Origin of the sequence: Pararhizobium antarcticum (assembly GCF_001885585.1) — a bacterium.
Lineage (GTDB): Bacteria > Pseudomonadota > Alphaproteobacteria > Rhizobiales > Rhizobiaceae > Pararhizobium > Pararhizobium antarcticum.
Genome location: NZ_LSRP01000097.1, coordinates 16,134 through 34,957, shown reverse-complemented (window position 1 = coordinate 34,957; position 18,824 = coordinate 16,134). Strand labels below are relative to the sequence as shown.

The window sequence follows — 18,824 nt, the reverse complement described above, 5'->3', positions numbered from 1 at the left end:
CGCCCGATGCCGGATTTTTGCGCATCGTTTCCGTTACTTGCCAGGGATTGGACGGCGCACGACGTCCTGCAGGGCCTTGCGGATATATTCGTTGCCGGCGACGATGGTTCCGTCTTCCATCGACTTGTTGCCACCGTCGAGATCGGTGACCCAACCGCCGGCTTCGCGAATCAGCAGCATGCCGGCCGCGATGTCCCAAGCGGACAGGCCACGCTCCCAGTAGCCGTCGACACGACCCGCAGCAACATAGCCGAGGTCAAGCGAGGCTGCGCCAAAGCGGCGGACGCCGGCGACTTCGCCCATCACATGACGCAGTTCGACGAGATAGGTGCCGTGATTGCCATGGCCGAGATGCGGCGTGCCGGTAACGACAACGGCATCCGACAGGCTCTTGCGGGCGGCAACGCGCAGGCGACGATCGTTGAGAAAGGCGCCGCCGCCCCGCTCGGCGGTGTAGAGTTCGTCCGTTGCCGGATTGAGAATGACAGAACAGACGATCTCGCCCTGGCGTTCAAGGGCAATCGAGATCGCGAAATGCGGAATGCCATGCAGGAAGTTCGTGGTGCCGTCGAGCGGATCGACGATCCAGCGATGGGCGCCATCCGTGCCGATGATCTCCTTGCTCTCCTCGCCGAGGAAGCCATAGGTCGGGCGGGCCTTTAGGAGCTCCTCGCGGAGCAGCTTTTCGGCCTTGTGGTCGGCCTGGGAAACATAATCGCCGGGGCCCTTCAGCGAGACCTGCAGATTCTGCACTTCGCCGAAATCGCGCGAGAGAGACTTGCCGGCCTTGAAGGCGGCCTGGACCATGACATTGAGAAGAGCAGAACGTGCCATCTTGGCTTCCTTGGACTATGAACCGACGGCCGGGCAACCGGCCGGATCAATTGAATTGCCGCTGCAGATCAGTCCGCGCGGCGCAGATAGGTGATTTCGTTGGTATCGACGAGAATACGCTCGCCAGCAGCAATGAAGGGTGGAACCATGACGCGAACGCCGTTTTCCAGGATGGCCGGCTTGTAGGACGAGGTTGCCGTCTGGCCCTTGACGACGGGATCGGCCTCCGCAATCGTCAAGACGACCTGATCCGGCAGCGAAATGCCGATCGGCCGTTCATCATAGAGCTTGACCGTCACCATCATGCCATCCTGCAGGAAGGTGGCGCGATCGCCGACAAAATCCTTCTGCAGTTCCAGCTGCTCGTAGCTCTCGATGTTCATGAACACAAGCGCATCGCCCTGCTCGAACAGGAACTGGAAATCCTTCAGCTCGAGGCTGACAAGCTCGACTGTTTCCGACGACCGGAAGCGCTCGTTGAGCTTGGTGCCGTCGATCAGGTTCTTCAACTCGACCTGGTTGAAGGCGCCGCCCTTGCCAGGTTTGACCGTCGTCGACTTCACGGCAGCCCAGAGACCGCCATTGTGTTCGATGACGCTGCCAGGGCGTATTTCATTGCCGTTTATCTTCATGGCCTGTTGATTTTCCCGGGAAGCAATCCCTCAAGACGTCGGACACCGCAGAAACGGGCCATTTTGCGGCCTCAAGACCACAAAAAGCCCTAAAGTTCAAGTCTTGCCGTGAAATGACCGTCAGCTGCTGCGGTATTTGTTGGCCGCACCCAGCGCCGCCTTCTGCTGGTCGTCGTCCAGTCCGAGATAGAAATCCTCGAGCGCCAGATCCTTGAGGCCGGCCCGGCGCGACAGGACGTACCATTTCGCTGCCTCCACCGGGTCAGGGCGCGTGCCGATGGCATTGACATAGAGATGTGCGAGCTTGTTCTGCGCAACCGTATTTCCGGCCTCGGCGGCACGGCGCATCCAGCCAAAACCGTCTTCCAGATTGCGCCCGCCGCCAATGCCCTCGATCAGCCAGATCGCCGCATCGAGCTGGGCGGTATCATAGCCGGCATGGGCGGCACGCAGCAGCCACTCCCGCGCCTTGGCGCGCTTGTTCTCGTCGATGCCGTCGACATTCAGGTAGATCTGCGACAGTGCATACTGGGCATCGGCAATCCCCTGCTCCGCCGATTTTTCGTAATAGGGCAATGCTGCCTTGAGGCCGCGTTCGCCGGGCATGTCGGCCACCAGGAGCTGGCCGTAGTTGAACTGGGCAGACGAATTGCCGAGATCGGCCGCCCGCTTCATCATTTCTTCCGAAGCCTTTTTGTCGCGCGGAACCTCGCGCCCTTCCATCAGGATGAGCGCGTATTTGAACATCGCCGTCGGATCGCCGCTCTTGGCCGCCTGGCCGTACCAGAAGGCGGCCTCCTTCGGCTTTCTGGCAACACCAAGCCCCTGCGACAGGATTTCCGCAACAAGCGTCTGCGCGGCGGCTTCGCCAAGCTGCGCGCGGGGAAGCGCCAGATCCATGGCCGTCAGATAATAGCCGCGCTGGAAGGCGCCATAGGCTTCGTCCAGTTTGCCCGAAAACGGCTTTTCCTGCGGCAGCTCGGGAAGTGGTGCCCCCATGCGCTCCAGCACATTGACACCGCCGGAGGGGGAGTTCCCGTCTTTATCTACCGTGACAGGCGGTTTGATCACGCCCTGCGCGCCTTCGGGAAGGACCGCACCGTTGAACGGTGTGATGCGTCCACGCTTTGCATCGCCCTCCGGCACAACAACACCGGCTTTGTCCGCCTCTGCGTCCTGTGCGTGGGCAAAGGGCGGCATGACAAGCAAGGCGCAAAAGAGGCTCGCCTGAAAAAGACGCGACACGGAGCTGTGCAGGAGGGGACGACGGTTCAACATGCAAATGTCTTAATCTTCAAACCGTGGCGCTTTTTCGTCCAGAAGCGCATTGACGTTGGCAACCACACTTGCCGCCTGCGCAGCATCGCCGAATACACCCAGCCGGAGCGCCACGAATTCCGCGCCGGTCTCGGCAACGGAAAGCACCGATTCCGGATCGGTGCCACCCATGACGATGCAGGGGATCTCGATCATCGAGGCCCACCATTCGGCAAGTGCCAGGTTCTTAGGGTGCGCTTCCGGCTTGATGTCGCCGTCCACCTTGCCGAAGAAGACATAGTCCGGCCGTGCCTCGCCGACTTCCAGCGCATGGTGGCGATCGGCCGCATTTCCGCCGCCGACGATCAGTTTCGGCGAGAATTTCTCCATCGCTTCCGTGAGCGCAGCCGCATTGCCCTGGATATGAATGCCGTCGGCCTTGGCCCGGCCGGCAACCCGGGTATCACCGGCAAGAAGGGCAGCCGCACCGGCATTCTGGATCAGCGGAACGAGCGCCTCGGCATGCTTCTGGAACGTCTGATCATCGAGACCATATTGCGGCACGATCACCGATGCGACGTCCCCGCCCCGCAGCGCATCACCCAGAGCCTTGGTCCGCTCGCCGATATCGGCGATATCGGGAACCACGAGGACGAGGCGGCAACGATTATCGGTCTGGCTCATTGTGTTTGTTCCTGCAAATTTCCGGCCTGCGGGTTTCCGGCATGTCCTGCGGCAACCCCTACTCGATTTCAATGGAGAAAAGCGATAGACCCTGCTGACAAAAGGATCAACCGATACCCATGCTCCCAGACATGCACTTTTACGCCATCGCCATACCGGCGGTTCTCCTCGTCGGCTTGAGCAAGGGCGGCATGGGCGAGGCCCTGTCGCTGATGGGCGTACCGCTTCTGTCGCTGGCTGTCTCGCCCGTCCAGGCCGCGGCCCTGCTTCTGCCGATCCTGATCGCAATGGACATCGTGTCCCTCTGGATCTGGCGCAAGCACGGCGACAGCGCCACCCTGAAGATCATGCTGCCTGGTGCGATCGCCGGCATCGCCATTGGCTGGGCGACCGCAGCCTATGTTCCGCGCGATGCGCTACGGCTGATCATCGGCGGCATCACCGTCCTTTTCGTGCTTCGCTATGTCTATAATCTCTGGCGCGCCCGCCACGGGGTCATCATTCCAGCCAAGGGTCATCGGCCGCTACAGGCGACCTTTTTCGGCGCCTTTGCCGGTTATGGCAGTTTTGTTGCCCATGCCGGCGGCCCGCCATTCCAGATCTATGCCCTGCCGCTGAAACTGCCGCCGCGCGACTATACCGGCACCATCGTCCGCTTTTTTGCCGTCCTGAATGTCGTCAAGCTCCTCCCCTATTTCGCGCTCGGCCAGCTTGATCTGAGCAATCTGAAGACCTCGCTGACGCTCTTTCCGCTGGCGATGGCGGCGACCGCCTGTGGCGCCTGGCTGGTTCGCCGCATGCGCCCGGACGTCTTCTACCCGTTCATGTACACAATGGCACTCTGCGCCGGCTTGAAGCTCATCTGGGACGGGATCGGCGTCGTTCTGGCCGGCTCCTGACCGGGAGCTTTCGACTGCCATTTGCTGCAAGGCAAAATTGCGTTGCGGCGACGCACAATTTGCTTGCCGGACTGGCCAATTTCTCCTAGCTTTTCCAGATGTCCAATACCGACCCTTTCAATGCGATCGCGGATCCAAACCGGCGTTACCTGTTGGAAGAGTTGCGGCGTGCACCGAAGACGGTCAATGAACTGGCCGGCGGACTGCCGATCAGCAGACCGGCCGTATCGCAGCATCTCAAGGCACTTCTGGATTGCAATCTTGTGTCCGTTTCGGCCAGCGGCACGCGTCGGATCTACGCAATCAACAAACCCGGCTTTGACCGGGTCAATCTCTGGCTCGATCAGTTCTGGTCCTAGAGCCTCAACTCTTAAACCAGCCCTCTCAAGCCTACATCGGGAAACCAGTATCCCTGCGGTACGTTGCGGATGTCATATCCACGCTAAACACTGCCGCTCGCCGGCCAATCGAGACTGAAAGCACGTCTCCTGTTTCATTCCGGCGCTGGTTGAAGTCTCCCGATGCAACTTGGAAATGCTGTTTGTGATCAGTGAATCGATGAACGAAGCTTTTCGATTTCGTCCTTCAAACGCAACTTACGGCGCTTGATATCGGCGATTTTCTGATCCTCGGAAGAAGGTTGGATAAGCGCCGAATGGAGCTCCTGTTCAAGAGCACCATGCTTTTTCTCAAGCGTTGCAAGATGAGCCTCAATGGTCATGTGGCAGTCCCTTCCTTTTGCTTGCATCCGGTCCGTAAATGCCGGATGTTCCAGGTCGTTACACAACAAGTGTGCCACGCTATTTTAAATTTGTCGAAGGCGAAATGATGGCAAAGGATAACTTCCCGTTACCAGGCATTCTGTGATAGAGCGGCGCACGAATTGGTCCGGACGGCGGTAAAACCGCACCCGGCAGTGACAGGGACTTGATGGATGCCAGACCAGGATCATGCCGAACTCAGACTGCAGGTCGCGCGTTTGAGGCAGGAACATGAAGATTATGATGTCGCAATCAACGCCATGATCCAGACCGGCTGCGACGCCCTTCGAATCCAGCGCATGAAGAAGAAAAAACTCTCCATCAAGGACCGGATCACCTCGATCGAGGACCAGGTCATACCCGACATCATCGCCTGAAGCGGAACCAGACGTGACGAAACCAGCCACACCGCCCGTTGCCATCATCATGGGAAGCCAGTCCGACTGGGAGACCATGAAAAATGCCGCCGACACGCTCGATGCCCTCGATATTGCCTATGATGCGCGTATCGTTTCGGCACACCGCACGCCGGACAGGCTGGTGGAGTTTGCCAAAGGCGCCCGCAACGAAGGCTTCAAGGTAATCATTGCCGGCGCCGGCGGTGCCGCGCACCTTCCCGGCATGGCGGCATCGATGACGCCGCTTCCGGTGTTCGGCGTACCGGTTCAGTCCAAGGCCCTGTCTGGCCAGGACAGCCTGCTTTCGATTGTCCAGATGCCGGCTGGCATCCCCGTGGGCACGCTGGCCATCGGCCGCGCCGGGGCCGTCAATGCAGCGCTCCTGGCAGCCGCCGTGCTCGCTCTCAGCGATCCGGATCTGGCCGATCGCCTCGATGACTGGCGCGAACGCCAGACGCAGGCTGTGGCCGAATATCCCGTGGACGAGGCATGATGCGGACGATCGGCATTATCGGCGGCGGCCAGCTCGGTCGCATGCTCGCGATGGCGGCTGCCCGGTTGAATTTCCGCACTATCATCCTCGAACCGCAAACCGACTGTCCGGCGGCACAGGTGGCCAACGGCCAGATTGTTGCTGCCTATGATGACGAGGCCGGGCTTTTGGCGCTGGCGCAGGCCTGCGATGTGATCACCTATGAATTCGAGAACGTGCCGGTTTCGGCCGCCGAATTCCTCGCCCTTACCAAACCCGTCTATCCGCCGCCAATGGCGCTTGAGGTTGCGCAGGACCGCGTGACGGAGAAACGCTTCATCCAGGATTGCGGCATCGCAACCGCCCGCTTTCACGCCGTGGATGATCAGGCCGGACTGGAATCGGCACTCGCCGATTTCGGCGGCAAGGGCGTGCTCAAGACCCGCCGGCTGGGATATGACGGCAAGGGACAGAAGGTCTTTCGCGGACCGCAGGATCTGGCCGCCGGCGCCTTCAACGAACTTGGTGGCGTGCCGCTGATTCTCGAAAGCTTCGTCACCTTCGAGCGCGAGGTGTCGATTATCGCGGCGCGGGCGACCGATGGCACCGTGGCCTGCTTCGATCCTGCGGAAAACATCCATCGCGACGGCATCCTGCATACGTCCACCGTTCCTGCTGCTCTGGGCGCGGACACGGCCGAGACGGCGTGCAGCGCAGCCAAGGCGCTCCTTGATGCACTTGGCTATGTCGGCGTCATCGGCGTGGAGTTCTTTGTCCTGCCCGATGGCAGCCTCGTTGCCAACGAGATCGCGCCGCGTGTGCACAATTCGGGGCACTGGACGGAGGCGGCCTGCACCGTTTCCCAGTTCGAACAGCATATCAGGGCAGTCACCGGCCTGCCGCTGTCCGACGGCGCCCGGCATTCGGACTGCGTGATGCAGAATCTGATCGGCGCCGACATCGATGACGTCCCGGCCTGGCTTTCGCGACCGAATACGCTGGTACACCTCTACGGCAAGACGGAAGCCCGTCCCGGCCGCAAGATGGGCCATGTCACCTGGCTCGTTTGACCCCGGGACGCTGTAGAAACCCACAGAAAAGCCCGACACCACACGGAAAACCAGCCTGTTGCGGTTGACAGTTTTACGAGGCCGGGTTATTTGCCTGCCACCCTAAGAGCGCGCTCGGCCTTATCGTTTGCGGTGCGCTTTTGATTGTCAAAGACCGGGCGACTGTGTTCCCCGAAACTGCGGATCAGAAAAATGAAGATCAAAAATTCGCTCAAGTCACTCAAGAACCGTCACCGCGAGAACCGCCTGGTTCGCCGCAAGGGCCGCGTTTATATCATCAACAAGCTGAACCCGCGCTTCAAGGCTCGCCAGGGCTGAGCTGCGCAGGCACGGTCCGGAACAGCATGATTTCGGATCGGCATGCTTGGACCGCCTGACGCGACGCAGATAGTGTTGCAGGATAGGCGGTCTTTTTTGATGATGACGGGACAGATGTCCTAAATTTGATTTGATCTTCGGCCATGGCGGACTACCATATCCGCCATGGCTAGAATCATGTCTAAACTTTTCATTCCTGCAGCGAGCGTGGCTTTTTTGCTCCTTGCTGCGCCGTCGTCCATGTCTGCAGACAGCGCGGCCGAACCGGCCAGCAGCGAAATGACGACCTCCAAGCAGCGTCTTGATTCGCTCTTTACCGAGCTGAAACGGGAAAGTGATCCCGACAAGGCGCGCGACATCGCCGACCGCATCCGGATGGAATGGCAGGATTCGGGCAGTGCCTCCGTTAATCTCCTGATGCAATGGGCAGCCAAGGCCGTGCAGTCCAGCCGACAACCGGCTGCCATGGACGTGTTGGATCAGGCTATCTATCTCGCTCCGCAATATGTCGACGGCTGGAACCAGCGGGCGACGCTGCATTTCCAGATGGGCAATTACCGGAAATCGATGTCGGATATCAATCGCGTGCTGGCGATCGAACCAAGGCATTTCGGGGCGTTGGCAGGTATGGCTGCGATACTGACATCCGCAGGACAGGACGAACTGGCGCTCAGGGCCTGGGAGCAGTTTCTCGCGATCTACCCCGCCGATCGCAATGCGCAATCGCAACTGGGCGAACTTGAAGAAAAACTCGCCGGAAACCGCACATAATCACACCGCAGCGAAACCGCCTCGCCTGCATTCCCGTATAAGCCTCATCACAGTAATGGGTGCCGATGATCCCGCGCGGCATTCGTCGGAGTGCGTTTGATGCGGCCCGTCTTCAGGACAATCATGCTTTACCTTTCTTCCCTGTTCGCAACCGTCCTGATTACGGCCTTCGCTTTCAGCTCCTATCAGGCATCCGCCTTTGAAAAGGAAGCCGGCAATCGCGGCGAACTGATCGATGTCGGCGGCTACAGGATGAACAGCGTCTATATTCCGGCTGCTGATTCTGCTGACCTTCCCACATTGGTCTTCATCCATGGCGCAAGCGCCAATCTGCGCGATCCCATGGGTGCCTTCCGGGACAAGCTCGAAGGCCGCGCCGCCATGCTTTTTCTCGATCGTCCGGGCCTCGGCTTTTCCGAACGCGGCGGGCCGCAGAACGGCTATCCCGACGGCCAAGCGGATGCGATTGCCGCACTGATGGAAAAACGCGGCATCCGCAAGGCGATCATTGTCAGCCATTCCTTCGGTGGCGCCATCGCCGCTACCTTTGCCCTGAACCACAAGGACAAGGTCGAGGGGCTCGTTTTCCTTTCACCGGCCACGCATCCCTGGCCCGGCGGCATAGAATGGTACTACAAGGTGACGAAGGCCCCCGTCCTCGGCTGGCTGTTTGCCACGCTTGTGGCACCGCCTGCCGGCCTGGCACTGATCGACAAGGCAACCAAGGCAGTCTTTGCCCCCAACCGCAGGCCGGACGACTACATCGAGCGCACGGGCGCCTATCTCGCCCTGCGTCCACGCGCCTTCCGCAGCAACGCGATCGATATCGCCAATCTTCTGGACTATGTCCGGAAAATCGCCCCCCGCTACAGTGAAATCAAGGTCCCGACCGTTATCATCACCGGCGACAGGGACAGCGTTGTCCTGCCCGAGATCCATTCGAAAGGGCTGCATGAAGCGATCGCCGGTTCCCGGCTGATCAGCATCCACAATCTCGGCCACAAGCCCGACTACGTCGTCACCGATCTCGCCATCGCCGCGATCGAGACGGTTGCCGGTAAAAAGCGCGATCTCGTCCGATTGGCGCGCGAAGCGGAAGCCCGGATCGCACAGGACAATTTCGACTGAACAAGAACAAAAAAGCCGCACACCCTCTCGGATGCGCGGCTTGGCTTGATCGGCGGGATATTATCAGATGCCGCTGAGGCCGTCGGAACCGATATAGGCAATGCGCAGCATATTGGTGGCGCCGGGTGTTCCGAGCGGGACACCGGCCGAAATGATCACCCGATCACCGGGCTTGCCGAAGCCTTCGTCAACAACGATACGGCAGGCACGATTGACCATGTCATCAAGATCAGTCGCGTCGCGGGTGACGACGCAGTGCAGGCCCCAGACGACAGCCAGACGACGGGCTGTCTGGATGACCGGCGACAGCGCCAGGATCGGCACCTGCGGCCGCTCACGGGCAGCGCGCAGACCAGTCGTACCGGACGAGGTATAACAGACGATCGCCGACAGCTTCAGGGTCTCGGCAATCTGGTGGGCCGCCAGCGAGATCGCATCGGCGCCCGTCGCCTCCGGCGGTGTGCGCTGGGCGTAGATGATGCCCGGATAATGCAGGTCGGTCTCGATCTTGCTGGCGATGGAGGCCATGGTCGCGACCGATTCCACCGGGTAGTCGCCGGAGGCCGATTCGGCAGACAGCATGATCGCGTCGGCACCTTCAAACACGGCGGTGGCAACGTCGGAGACTTCGGCACGGGTCGGAACGGGCGCCGAAATCATCGATTCCAGCATCTGGGTCGCAACAACAACCGGCTTGCCGGCGCGGCGGCAGGCGCGGATCAATTGCTTCTGCAGACCGGGCACCGCTTCCAGCGGCATTTCGACACCGAGGTCGCCGCGGGCAACCATGAGGGCATCGGACAATTCGATGATCTCGTCGATCCGCTCGATGGCCTGCGGCTTCTCGATCTTCGACATCAGACCGACGCGACCGCGCGAAACCTTGCGGACTTCCGAGAGATCTTCCGGGCGCTGGATGAAGGAGAGTGCAACCCAGTCGACATCGTCGGTCTCGAGCACGGCGTCAAGATCGGCGCGGTCCTTCTCCGTCAGTGCGCCGACGCCAAGCAAGGTGTCAGGCAGGCTGACGCCCTTGCGGTCGGAGATTTTTGTGCCCGAAACGACGGTGCAGACGATGCTCTTGCCGTCACATTTTTCCGCCCGCAAGTGCAGCTTGCCATCGTCGATCAGAAGCCGGTGACCGGATTTAACGGCCTCCAGGATTTCCGGATGCGGCAGGAACACGCGCTTATTGTCACCGGGCGCATCATTGCTGTCGAGCGTAAAGGTCTGTCCGGCCACCAGATCGGCCTTGCCGTCGGCGAACTTTCCGACGCGCAGCTTCGGTCCCTGGAGATCGGCGAGGATGCCGATCGGTCGGCCACAGCGAGCTTCGACATTGCGGATCCGCTTGATCAGCGTGCGCATCATGTCATGGCTGGCATGGCTCATATTGATCCGGAAGAGGTCGGCGCCCGCCTCGTGCAGCTTCTGAATCATCGCTTCTTCACTGGACGCCGGACCCAGCGTCGCGAGGATCTTAACTTTTCTGTTCCGCTTCATCAGTTCTGACTTTCTTGAGTCCCTGGCGCATCGGACAACTGAACCATCCAGCTCCCCTGACGCCCCGTGTCGTATTCCTTGAATCCCATGCGCTGGAAGCCACGTGCAAAACAATCTTGCACACCGGTAATCTTGAACTCGTTCTCGGCGACGCACATGTTCACATCGCCTGTCCAGCGACCGCCACGGGCGGCATCTTCCGCGTAGAGATAATAATAGCGCGACTGCAACTCGCCCTCGATCAATGTCGCGCAGGTGGTTGCCGGAACCTGCCACCAGCCCTCGGTCATCCAGCCGTCCTTGGCGCGATAGCCAATGGCCACGCCAACCAGGTTCTGCGTTCCGTTGCAGACCCTGAAATCGGCACGCGCCTCACTCGCCATCGTCAACGGCAGGAGGGTCGCCAGAACAAACAGGGCAGCGCCGCCAGAAGGCAGGAGCCGGTTCAAACTGGGAAAAGCATGTCTGGACACGGTTTCCAATGGGTCTCCACTGCGATTTGTCGTGGCACTTTCTTGCGACGGTGCGCCGGGAATGTCAACGCAAGTCTAATCGATTACATCCGGCTTTTTGTTGGCCGAAATCAGACAAATGCCTGTCTGCCTTGTGATTGCCCGGACTGCATGCCATCAAATCATGACAGGTAAAAAACAACGGCAGACACCGATGCAGGACAATATCGCCCAAGGGCAGGCTTTCGAAATTCTTCCCGGCGATGCGCGAAGCGGCCTCGTGCTTCTGGCAGATCATGCCATGAACCGGCTTCCTGTGGAATATGGCAGGCTGGGTCTGCCGGAAGCAGCCTTTGCCCGGCATATCGCCTATGACATCGGCGTCGAACCGCTGGTCCGGCGCCTGTCGGCGCGGTTGGATGCACCCGCGGTGCTTGGCTGTTTCTCGCGCCTGCTGATTGATCCAAACCGCGGCGAGGATGATCCGACGCTGATCATGAAGATATCCGATGGCGCGATCATTCCCGGAAACCATCCAATCACCGCCGAGGAAGTGGAGAACCGCCTGAACCAGTTCCACCGGCCCTATCATCGCGCCGTGTCAGCGACCATCGACGCCGTTACCGCAGCCAGTGGTGCTGCCCCGCTGGTCATCTCGGTGCATTCCTACACGCCCGCCTGGAAAGGCGTGCCCCGCCCCTGGCAGACGGCAATCCTGTGGGACAACGATCCCCGCGCCGTGCGCCCGCTGATTGCCGCGCTGGAAGCCGAAGGCGATCTTCGGGTTGGCGACAACGAGCCCTATGACGGCGCCTTGCGGGGCGATACCATGTACCGGCATTGCATGGCGACCGGCATCCCGCACGCGCTGATCGAGGTACGCCAGGACCTGATCTCTGATGAGGCCGGCGTGATGGAATGGGAACACCGGCTGGCACCGATCTTCTCCGCCCTCAATGAACGGCCCGACCTGCACGTGCTGGACCGCCATCCGTCCCGCACCGGACCCTATACCGCACCTCTAAGACAGGAACTGGAACGATGACCGAGATGACCCCGACGCAGCGCACCGAATTCGAAGCCGCCGCCTTCAGAAGCCTGCTGCAACACCTCAGCGAACGCAGCGATGTGCAGAATATCGACCTGATGAACCTTGCTGGCTTCTGCCGCAACTGCCTGTCCAACTGGTATAGGGACGCCGCCACTGAAGCAGGGATATCTCTCAGCAAAGAGGAATCGCGCGAGATCGTCTACGGTATGCCCTATGACGTCTGGCAGTCCCTGCACCAGACCGAAGCCTCGGATGGCAAGAAAGCCGCCTTCGAGCTCAACCGGCCGAAGGAATAGATCGAAATTCCCGTGCTGTTGCGCAATGGGCCTTGACCTTGCCTGGCGTTCGCGGCACGTCACCACCACAAATTCAGTCCCAAAAGGAGAACACCATGTCGGATGCCCACGGCGTCGCACGCGACCAGCTTCGGTCGTTCATCGAGCGCATCGAGCGCCTGGAAGAGGAAAAGAAGACCATCGCCGACGACATCAAGGATGTCTACGGAGAAGCCAAGGGCACCGGCTTCGACACCAAGATCCTGAAAAAGGTCATCGCCATCCGCAAGCAGGACAAGGATGAGCGCATGGAACAGGAAGCGATCCTCGATACCTATCTCGCGGCACTCGGCATGATCGATGCGCCGGAAGCCGAATAGGCTTCACCCAGCCGAACACAAAAAACCGCCGGTTTTGTGCCGGCGGTTTTTTTATGTCTTGCTTCCAGTCCGGCTCTCGCCGGTAGATGTCAATTCGTGCTGAACTTCTTCACTTCGAGGAAGTTGACCGCCGTGCCGGTGAAGCGGGCCGTATCGGCAGAGCCAGCCGGACTCGAGAAACCCGCCGAATAGACCGTCGTCGGCGCCGCCCGCAGCGACTTGCTGACGAAACGGGGCGCTTTCACAGGCTTCGACAGCGTCGCCATGCGGCCGGTCGTCAATGCCCATTCCGAAATGATCTGCCGCGTCAGTTTCGGCTCCGTGCGGATCGATTTGGTGCTCGCCGCATCGGCTTCCTGCTTTTTCGGACGCTTGCCCTTCAGCGGGACCTCCGTTGCCGTATCGAACACGGTGCCGAACAGATCCGCACGCGCCTGGTCTCCCGACTGCGGAACGAACGCCGCCATCTCGAACGGCTGCGAATCAGGCTGAGCCAGCGGCTCGTCGATAGTGGCCGTCGGCGCCGCCAGAGCAACCCTGGCATCGGCCGCAGCCGCAACGTCGACGGGTTGTTCGGCACTGGCCACGGCCGTTGTCAGCGGACGGTCGGCAAGCGCCGGCACAGCGACATTGGCCTCGGCAACAGCCGTAAGAACATCCTCCCCGGCCGGGCGCAATGCCGGGACCGGAACGAAGGCAAGGGTTTCGCCGTCTTCGCCGATTGCATCGACGAGGTCGGCATTCGCTGTCGCCGTCAGGAGTTCGCCGACAGCATCGCCATTCGCGCCGCGCTTGCCGAGCATTTCCGGCACTGGAATCTTGTAGCTGCTCAGATCGGCATATTCGCTTTCAGCAACCGGTGTTACCGGAAGCGCGGCAGCAAGCGCCTCCTGAGCTGCATTCTTTGTCGGCGCCACAAGCGCGACTTCCATGCCGCCATCGACCGGCGTGTCACGGAAGGCCGGACGAATGGCAGGTACAGGCGCCTTGACGTTGTCTTCCTGGGCAGCAACCAGAACAGGTTGCTCCTCGACAACAGGCCTGGATCGTGCAGCCGGCGCCTCGTCTACGCCCTCGGCATCCGCGCCGCTGGCAATCGCATTTGGTTCTTCATCCTCGTCGCCACCGCCACCGAAGAGCACAGCAAACAGATTGCCCTTGCGCTTCTTTTCGACGTCGCCAGCACCTTTCGCGCCGCCGCCGGCAACTTCCATCACGCTCGCGCCGACGCGGCGCTTGTAGTCAGCCATGGCTGTCTGGTAACCGGGCAGCGGTTTGCCATCGGACGGCAGATGGATGGTCTTCCCATCAGGGAAAAGGCGCGCAAGCTCATTGCGGCTCATGCGCGGCCAGGCGCGAACCCCACCGACGTCCATGTGCACGAATGGCGACCCCGATGAGGGGTAATAGCCAACACCACCGACCTGGAATTTCATGCCGATTTCACGCAGCGCCTTCAGCTTCACATCCGGAATGTAGAAGTCCATGGCCTTGCCGAGCATATGCTGGCTCTTCTTGGCCACGCCCTTTGAGCGCGAACGCAGCATGCCGTTGGTTGCCGGCGAGCGATAGGCAGACACGACGTGGATATAATCGCGCGATCCGCTCTTCTGGTACACTTCCCAGACGAGGTCGAGCAAGCGCGGATCCATGTTGGTCGGTTCGTTGCGACGCCAGTCCCGCAGCATTCGGTTGACCTGCTGCAAGCCCTTCTTGTCGTAGCGACCGTTGCGCTTGTAGGTGATCGAGGCCTTTTCCTTGGTATGGATGAAATAGATCTTGAGCGTACGCGTCTGGCCCGCCGCTTCCACCGGAGGCGCCATGCCGGGCGATACCAGGGAGCAGGCGATCAGAATCGATGCAAGAACGCGCGGCATCCTTCTTGCGACACCGGCGCATAGATTACGCGCCGAGGCTATACCAGGCATCTTCAATCCGAAAATTTTCCGCAAACCAAATCCCCGTCCGGCGAACACTGTCCCAGCTGCCCAAATGACTGTCAATTACGGTAACAGCATGGCAATTATGCCACAGTCGTTACCTTTCCTTATAATATAGTGAAGGGATCACTAACAAGGTCTAAACAGCCGGGACGAAATGAGGGGGGCTTTAGCCGGGGATTTCCACCGTTTTCAAGCAGCATCCCGGAACGGATTGTCGGGATCGATGCCATAATCCTTGAGTTTGCGATAGAGCGTCGAGCGCCCGATACCCAGCTTGCGAGCCACCTGGCTCATCTGGCCGCGGTAGAATTTAAGCGCAAACCGAATCAGCTCCTCCTCGACATCGGCGAGCTTGCGGACATCTCCGCCCTCGTCGACGCTGGCAATCGCCGCCTCCGATTGCGGTTCGGCATGCACCGTGCGGACCTCGGCGCGTTTGGGCTTTCCGAACTGCGGATAAACCGGCGGTAGTTGATCGGTCTCCACCACGGAGGTGCGTGAAGGCCCTGCCTCCTCCCAGGAAAAGCCGGCGCCGCCGGAGACGACATAGCCCGGTATCTGCGTGGCGATCTGCGGGAAGTCCTTGACCGTCAGTTCCGGACCGTCAGCCAGGACGACCGCCCGGAAAATCGCATTCTCGAGCTGGCGGATATTGCCTGGCCAGTCGAACGCGGTCAGAAGCGCCATGGCGCCACTCGAGACATTGAGCGGGGTCGACAAGCGCTGCTCGCCGGCAAACCGCTCGACGAAAGCCCGCACCAGAACCGGAATATCCTCCTTGCGCTTGCGCAAGGCCGGGATCGCGATCGGGAAGACATTCAGGCGGTAATACAGGTCCTCGCGGAAACGGCCTTCCTTGACCTCGTTGATCAGGTCTTTGTTCGTCGCCGAGATCAGGCGGACATTGACCTTCTGGGGGTGGCGGGCGCCGATCGTCTCGATCTCGCCCTGCTGCACGGCGCGCAAAAGCTTGACCTGCACTTCGAGCGGCAGGTCGCCGATCTCGTCAAGGAACAGCGTACCGGTATCGGCATCGGCAAATTTGCCCGCATGCTTTTCGGTCGCGCCCGTGAACGCGCCCTTCTCGTGGCCGAACAGGATGCTTTCGACGAGGTTGTGGGGGATGGCCCCGCAATTGACCGTCACGAAAGGCTTGTGCGACCGCTCGCTGGTCGACTGGATGGCCCGCGCCACCATTTCCTTGCCGACCCCGGATTCGCCCTCAAGAACGATCGGGATGTTGGATTGCGCGGCGCGGCGCGCCAGATCGAGAACACGGATCATCGCCGGGCTTGCGGAAACGATATCGTCAAACCCGATGCCGCTGCTGCGTGGTCGCTTGGTGGTCCGGGCGCGACCGTCGCGATGCTCCATCTTCAGCGCGTTGGCGATGGCGACGGACAGGCGTTCGGGTGACACCGGCTTCACGACAAAATCAAACGCACCGGCCTGCATAGCGAGAACGACGGTCTCGATACCGCCCTGCCCCGTCTGCACGATGACCGGAATGTCGGTTCCGCGCTCGGCGATTGCCTCGAGGAAGCCGTGACCGTTCATCTCGGGCATCATCAGGTCGAGCAGGATGACATTGATCAGGCCGCCCTTGCGATCAAGGATCTCGAGGCCACTGCGCCCGTTGTCGGCGAGATGTGCAACATGCCCCAGCCGCTCGATCATATTCGTCAGCAGACGGCGCTGAATCGGGTCGTCATCGATGACAAGAACATGGGATGTCACGGAGGCCTCCTGCTTTCGAAAAATGCGCGCCAGACACCTCATGTGCCAAAGCGTATCGACATTCCTCCCACAAAGGCCTGAAAATCCTCTTTTGAGAAATGGTCGCATTTTACCCATTGCCGGAGAACACAGGGGGACCGCTTCAAAACAGGCGATAAGGGTCTGCGGCCACGGAAGCCGCTTCCAAAGCAGCCCCTGAAAATGCCGCATGGTGCCCGCCTTAATTCGGTTCCGATTTGCGGAATTATGCAGTAGCAAGGAAGACCGCAGGAGACGCCTGCGCCCTCTCTGATGACCGCTTGCAAGAAGAGAAGATGCCGATGACCCGCCGTTTCACAGACACCTCGCCCATCCTGTCCGCCAATCTGGTCCTGCGTTCCCACGCCCCCGGCGCTGCGGCATCGGCCGGTCTTGGCGATCTGCCGTCCTGGAAACTCAGCGATCTCTATCCTTCGGCAGCGTCGGACGAATTCAAGAACGCCCTGGCAAAAGCCGACGTCGATTCGAAAGCCTTCGAAGCCAGGTGGAAGGGCAAGCTCGAACTGGCTGCCGGCAAGACCGGCGATCAGGGCCTCGGCGCAGCCGTGCGCGAATTCGAGGCGCTGGAAGACCTGATGGGGCGCATTGCCTCGTTTGCCGGGCTGACCTATTTCTCGGACACATCCGATCCGGCCAACGGCAAACTTTACGGCGATGTTCAGTCGAAGCTGACGGATATGGCGAGCCACCTCCTGTTCTTCTCTTTGGAAATGAACAGGATCGATGATGCCGTGATCGATGCGGCGCTTCAAAACGATACACTCGCCGCGCACTACAAGCCCTGGATCATCGATCTTCGGCTCGACAAGCCCTACCAGCTCGATGACAGGATCGAGCAGCTGTTCCTGGAAAAGTCGATGACCGGTGCCGGTGCCTTCAACCGGCTGTTCGACGAGACCATGGCCGCGCTGAAATTTACCATCGATGGGGAGGACCTGCCACTCGAAGTGACGCTGAGCATGCTGCAGGACGCCGATCCCGACACCCGCCGCAAGGCCGCCGAAGCTTTGACGGCAACCTTCAAGGCCAATCTGCGCACCTTCACGCTAATCACCAACACGCTGGCGAAGGACAAGGAAATCTCCGATCGCTGGCGCGGCTTTGAAGACATCGCCGACAGCCGTCATCTCGCCAACCGCGTCGAGCGCGAAGTCGTCGATGCGCTGGCCGCTGCCGTCACGGAAGCGTATCCGCGCCTGTCGCATCGCTATTACGCGATGAAGGCGAAATGGCTCGGCATGGAGCAGATGAACTTCTGGGACCGCAACGCGCCGCTGCCGGAAACGCCGAATGCTCTCATCCCCTGGGACGAAGCCAAGGAAACGGTGCTTTCCGCCTATGGCGCCTTCGATTCCGGCATGGCCGAAATCGCCCGCAAATTCTTCGACGGTGGCTGGATCGACGCGCCGGTTCGCCCCGGCAAGGCACCCGGCGCCTTTGCCCACCCGACCGTGCCGTCAGCTCATCCGTACGTGCTCGTCAACTACATGGGCAAGCCGCGCGACGTGATGACCCTTGCCCATGAACTCGGCCATGGCGTGCATCAGGTGCTGGCCGGCGAACAGGGTGCGCTGATGGCCTCGACGCCGCTGACGCTTGCCGAAACCGCCTCCGTCTTTGGCGAGATGCTGACCTTCCGCGCCCTTCTCGACAAGACCCGGGACAAGCGCGAGCGCAAAGCGATGCTCGCCCAGAAGGTCGAGGACATGATCAACACGGTCGTGCGACAGATCGCCTTTTATGAATTCGAGCGCAAGATCCACACGGCCCGCAAGGACGGTGAACTGACCGCGGACGCCATCGGCGAACTCTGGCTGTCGGTGCAGGCCGAGAGCCTCGGGCCGGCGATCAAGATCTCCGAGGGTTATGAAACCTACTGGACCTACATCCCGCACTTCATCCACTCACCATTCTATGTCTACGCCTATGCCTTTGGCGATTGCCTGGTGAACTCGCTCTATGCCGTCTACCAGAATGCCGAAACGGGCTTTCAGGAAAAGTATTTCGCGCTGCTGAAGGCCGGCGGCACCAAACATCATTCCGAACTGCTCGCGCCTTTCGGCCTCGATGCCACCGATCCGTCGTTCTGGGCACAGGGCCTGTCGATGCTGGAAGGGCTGATCGATGAACTCGAGGCGCTAGATAACCAGGCGTGATTACCGGGGTGGATGGCAATGACCAGGAGTGCTTCGTTGAATGTGATGGATCCCCGGATCACGC

21 protein-coding genes are annotated in these 18,824 nt (G+C 60.5%); 12 read left to right on the top strand and 9 right to left on the bottom strand.

All coding sequences use genetic code 11. The features are described 5' to 3' along the window. Nucleotides 1–33: 33 nt before the first annotated feature. From AX760_RS16765 to AX760_RS16750, 4 genes are all read right to left on the bottom strand, one after another. Entirely contained in the window at nucleotides 34–834 is an 801-nt protein-coding gene (locus AX760_RS16765; RefSeq protein WP_071834073.1) for an inositol monophosphatase family protein, read from the bottom strand. Nucleotides 835–902: 68 nt separating this feature from the next. Next, nucleotides 903–1,466, bottom strand: a complete 564-nt coding sequence (gene efp / locus AX760_RS16760) for an elongation factor P (RefSeq protein WP_071834072.1) — start codon at nucleotides 1,464–1,466, stop codon at nucleotides 903–905. Nucleotides 1,467–1,586: 120 nt separating this feature from the next. Continuing rightward, a complete protein-coding gene (locus AX760_RS16755; RefSeq protein WP_087149286.1) occupies nucleotides 1,587–2,666 on the bottom strand; it encodes a tetratricopeptide repeat protein in 1,080 nt (359 codons plus the stop codon). An 87-nt stretch (nucleotides 2,667–2,753) separates the two neighbouring features. Next, nucleotides 2,754–3,407, bottom strand: coding sequence for a thiamine phosphate synthase (locus AX760_RS16750; RefSeq protein ID WP_071834070.1), 654 nt, complete (start codon nucleotides 3,405–3,407; stop codon nucleotides 2,754–2,756). 119 nt (nucleotides 3,408–3,526) lie between these two features. Between AX760_RS16750 and AX760_RS16745 the strand changes: the two genes are divergently transcribed. Both AX760_RS16745 and AX760_RS16740 read left to right on the top strand, forming a co-directional pair. Continuing rightward, on the top strand, nucleotides 3,527–4,306 hold the full coding sequence (locus AX760_RS16745; protein ID WP_071834069.1) for a sulfite exporter TauE/SafE family protein: 780 nt from the start codon (nucleotides 3,527–3,529) through the stop codon (nucleotides 4,304–4,306). Nucleotides 4,307–4,404: 98 nt separating this feature from the next. Beyond that, nucleotides 4,405–4,665 (top strand): ArsR/SmtB family transcription factor, encoded by a 261-nt coding sequence (locus tag AX760_RS16740; protein ID WP_071834068.1) that lies wholly within the window; start codon nucleotides 4,405–4,407, stop codon nucleotides 4,663–4,665. A gap of 188 nt (nucleotides 4,666–4,853) precedes the next feature. Here AX760_RS16740 and AX760_RS16735 read toward each other — a convergent pair whose 3' ends face one another. Beyond that, nucleotides 4,854–5,027, bottom strand: coding sequence for a YdcH family protein (locus tag AX760_RS16735; RefSeq protein ID WP_071834067.1), 174 nt, complete (start codon nucleotides 5,025–5,027; stop codon nucleotides 4,854–4,856). 213 nt (nucleotides 5,028–5,240) lie between these two features. On the opposite strand from AX760_RS16735, the gene AX760_RS16730 reads away from it, so the two are divergent. From AX760_RS16730 to AX760_RS16705, 6 genes are all read left to right on the top strand, one after another. Further along, a complete protein-coding gene (locus AX760_RS16730) occupies nucleotides 5,241–5,444 on the top strand; it encodes a YdcH family protein (RefSeq protein ID WP_071834066.1) in 204 nt (67 codons plus the stop codon). Between the two features lie 49 nt (nucleotides 5,445–5,493). Further along, nucleotides 5,494–5,958: a 5-(carboxyamino)imidazole ribonucleotide mutase gene (gene purE, locus AX760_RS16725; protein WP_071834096.1), complete on the top strand. Its 465-nt coding sequence runs from the start codon at nucleotides 5,494–5,496 to the stop codon at nucleotides 5,956–5,958. Further along, the gene (locus AX760_RS16720; protein ID WP_071834065.1) at nucleotides 5,955–7,007 is read left to right on the top strand and encodes a 5-(carboxyamino)imidazole ribonucleotide synthase; all 1,053 of its coding nucleotides are present in this window, start codon (nucleotides 5,955–5,957) and stop codon (nucleotides 7,005–7,007) included. The genes purE and AX760_RS16720 overlap by 4 nt, the downstream gene beginning before the upstream one ends. A gap of 192 nt (nucleotides 7,008–7,199) precedes the next feature. Beyond that, a complete protein-coding gene (gene ykgO, locus AX760_RS16715; protein WP_071834064.1) occupies nucleotides 7,200–7,325 on the top strand; it encodes a type B 50S ribosomal protein L36 in 126 nt (41 codons plus the stop codon). A 240-nt stretch (nucleotides 7,326–7,565) separates the two neighbouring features. Then, nucleotides 7,566–8,096 (top strand): hypothetical protein, encoded by a 531-nt coding sequence (locus AX760_RS16710; RefSeq protein ID WP_425348867.1) that lies wholly within the window; start codon nucleotides 7,566–7,568, stop codon nucleotides 8,094–8,096. A gap of 123 nt (nucleotides 8,097–8,219) precedes the next feature. Further along, complete coding sequence (locus AX760_RS16705) at nucleotides 8,220–9,224, top strand: alpha/beta fold hydrolase (protein WP_071834095.1); 1,005 nt, start codon at nucleotides 8,220–8,222, stop codon at nucleotides 9,222–9,224. 63 nt (nucleotides 9,225–9,287) lie between these two features. Here AX760_RS16705 and pyk read toward each other — a convergent pair whose 3' ends face one another. Next, entirely contained in the window at nucleotides 9,288–10,727 is a 1,440-nt protein-coding gene (pyk, locus tag AX760_RS16700; RefSeq protein ID WP_071834062.1) for a pyruvate kinase, read from the bottom strand. Beyond that, nucleotides 10,727–11,110 (bottom strand): DUF1036 domain-containing protein, encoded by a 384-nt coding sequence (locus AX760_RS16695; RefSeq protein WP_087149285.1) that lies wholly within the window; start codon nucleotides 11,108–11,110, stop codon nucleotides 10,727–10,729. Before AX760_RS16695 ends, pyk begins: the two co-directional genes overlap by 1 nt. 283 nt (nucleotides 11,111–11,393) lie before the next feature. Between AX760_RS16695 and AX760_RS16690 the strand changes: the two genes are divergently transcribed. From AX760_RS16690 to AX760_RS16680, 3 genes are all read left to right on the top strand, one after another. Continuing rightward, a complete protein-coding gene (locus tag AX760_RS16690) occupies nucleotides 11,394–12,224 on the top strand; it encodes an N-formylglutamate amidohydrolase (RefSeq protein WP_071834061.1) in 831 nt (276 codons plus the stop codon). Beyond that, the gene (locus tag AX760_RS16685) at nucleotides 12,221–12,526 is read left to right on the top strand and encodes a DUF1244 domain-containing protein (protein ID WP_071834060.1); all 306 of its coding nucleotides are present in this window, start codon (nucleotides 12,221–12,223) and stop codon (nucleotides 12,524–12,526) included. Before AX760_RS16690 ends, AX760_RS16685 begins: the two co-directional genes overlap by 4 nt. A 95-nt stretch (nucleotides 12,527–12,621) precedes the next feature. Then, complete coding sequence (locus AX760_RS16680) at nucleotides 12,622–12,885, top strand: DUF2312 domain-containing protein (RefSeq protein WP_018327905.1); 264 nt, start codon at nucleotides 12,622–12,624, stop codon at nucleotides 12,883–12,885. A gap of 89 nt (nucleotides 12,886–12,974) precedes the next feature. On the opposite strand, the gene AX760_RS16675 is transcribed toward AX760_RS16680, so the two are convergent. After that, nucleotides 12,975–14,837 (bottom strand): peptidoglycan L,D-endopeptidase MepK, encoded by a 1,863-nt coding sequence (locus tag AX760_RS16675; RefSeq protein ID WP_087149280.1) that lies wholly within the window; start codon nucleotides 14,835–14,837, stop codon nucleotides 12,975–12,977. Nucleotides 14,838–15,017: 180 nt separating this feature from the next. Then, nucleotides 15,018–16,565 (bottom strand): sigma-54-dependent transcriptional regulator, encoded by a 1,548-nt coding sequence (locus AX760_RS16670; protein WP_071834089.1) that lies wholly within the window; start codon nucleotides 16,563–16,565, stop codon nucleotides 15,018–15,020. A gap of 320 nt (nucleotides 16,566–16,885) precedes the next feature. Here AX760_RS16670 and AX760_RS16665 point away from each other — a divergent pair, with 320 nt between their 5' ends. Further along, entirely contained in the window at nucleotides 16,886–18,760 is a 1,875-nt protein-coding gene (locus tag AX760_RS16665; RefSeq protein WP_071834087.1) for a M3 family oligoendopeptidase, read from the top strand. Nucleotides 18,761–18,824 lie beyond the last annotated feature (64 nt).

Excerpts from the sequence above, each read along its gene's own strand:
- AX760_RS16705 (WP_071834095.1), top strand. The coding sequence starts at position 8,220 with ATGCTTTACCTTTCTTCCCTGTTCGCAACCGTCCTGATTACGGCCTTC.
- AX760_RS16685 (WP_071834060.1), top strand. The coding sequence starts at position 12,221 with ATGACCGAGATGACCCCGACGCAGCGCACCGAATTCGAAGCCGCCGCC.
- AX760_RS16720 (WP_071834065.1), top strand. The coding sequence starts at position 5,955 with ATGATGCGGACGATCGGCATTATCGGCGGCGGCCAGCTCGGTCGCATG.
- AX760_RS16735 (WP_071834067.1), bottom strand. The coding sequence starts at position 5,027 with ATGACCATTGAGGCTCATCTTGCAACGCTTGAGAAAAAGCATGGTGCT.
- AX760_RS16740 (WP_071834068.1), top strand. The coding sequence starts at position 4,405 with ATGTCCAATACCGACCCTTTCAATGCGATCGCGGATCCAAACCGGCGT.
- AX760_RS16750 (WP_071834070.1), bottom strand. The coding sequence starts at position 3,407 with ATGAGCCAGACCGATAATCGTTGCCGCCTCGTCCTCGTGGTTCCCGAT.
- AX760_RS16665 (WP_071834087.1), top strand. The coding sequence starts at position 16,886 with ATGACCCGCCGTTTCACAGACACCTCGCCCATCCTGTCCGCCAATCTG.
- AX760_RS16695 (WP_087149285.1), bottom strand. The coding sequence starts at position 11,110 with ATGGCGAGTGAGGCGCGTGCCGATTTCAGGGTCTGCAACGGAACGCAG.
- ykgO (WP_071834064.1), top strand. The coding sequence starts at position 7,200 with ATGAAGATCAAAAATTCGCTCAAGTCACTCAAGAACCGTCACCGCGAG.
- AX760_RS16690 (WP_071834061.1), top strand. The coding sequence starts at position 11,394 with ATGCAGGACAATATCGCCCAAGGGCAGGCTTTCGAAATTCTTCCCGGC.
- AX760_RS16755 (WP_087149286.1), bottom strand. The coding sequence starts at position 2,666 with ATGCCGCCCTTTGCCCACGCACAGGACGCAGAGGCGGACAAAGCCGGT.
- AX760_RS16745 (WP_071834069.1), top strand. The coding sequence starts at position 3,527 with ATGCTCCCAGACATGCACTTTTACGCCATCGCCATACCGGCGGTTCTC.
- pyk (WP_071834062.1), bottom strand. The coding sequence starts at position 10,727 with ATGAAGCGGAACAGAAAAGTTAAGATCCTCGCGACGCTGGGTCCGGCG.
- purE (WP_071834096.1), top strand. The coding sequence starts at position 5,494 with ATGGGAAGCCAGTCCGACTGGGAGACCATGAAAAATGCCGCCGACACG.
- AX760_RS16710 (WP_425348867.1), top strand. The coding sequence starts at position 7,566 with ATGTCTGCAGACAGCGCGGCCGAACCGGCCAGCAGCGAAATGACGACC.
- AX760_RS16765 (WP_071834073.1), bottom strand. The coding sequence starts at position 834 with ATGGCACGTTCTGCTCTTCTCAATGTCATGGTCCAGGCCGCCTTCAAG.
- AX760_RS16680 (WP_018327905.1), top strand. The coding sequence starts at position 12,622 with ATGTCGGATGCCCACGGCGTCGCACGCGACCAGCTTCGGTCGTTCATC.
- AX760_RS16730 (WP_071834066.1), top strand. The coding sequence starts at position 5,241 with ATGCCAGACCAGGATCATGCCGAACTCAGACTGCAGGTCGCGCGTTTG.
- efp (WP_071834072.1), bottom strand. The coding sequence starts at position 1,466 with ATGAAGATAAACGGCAATGAAATACGCCCTGGCAGCGTCATCGAACAC.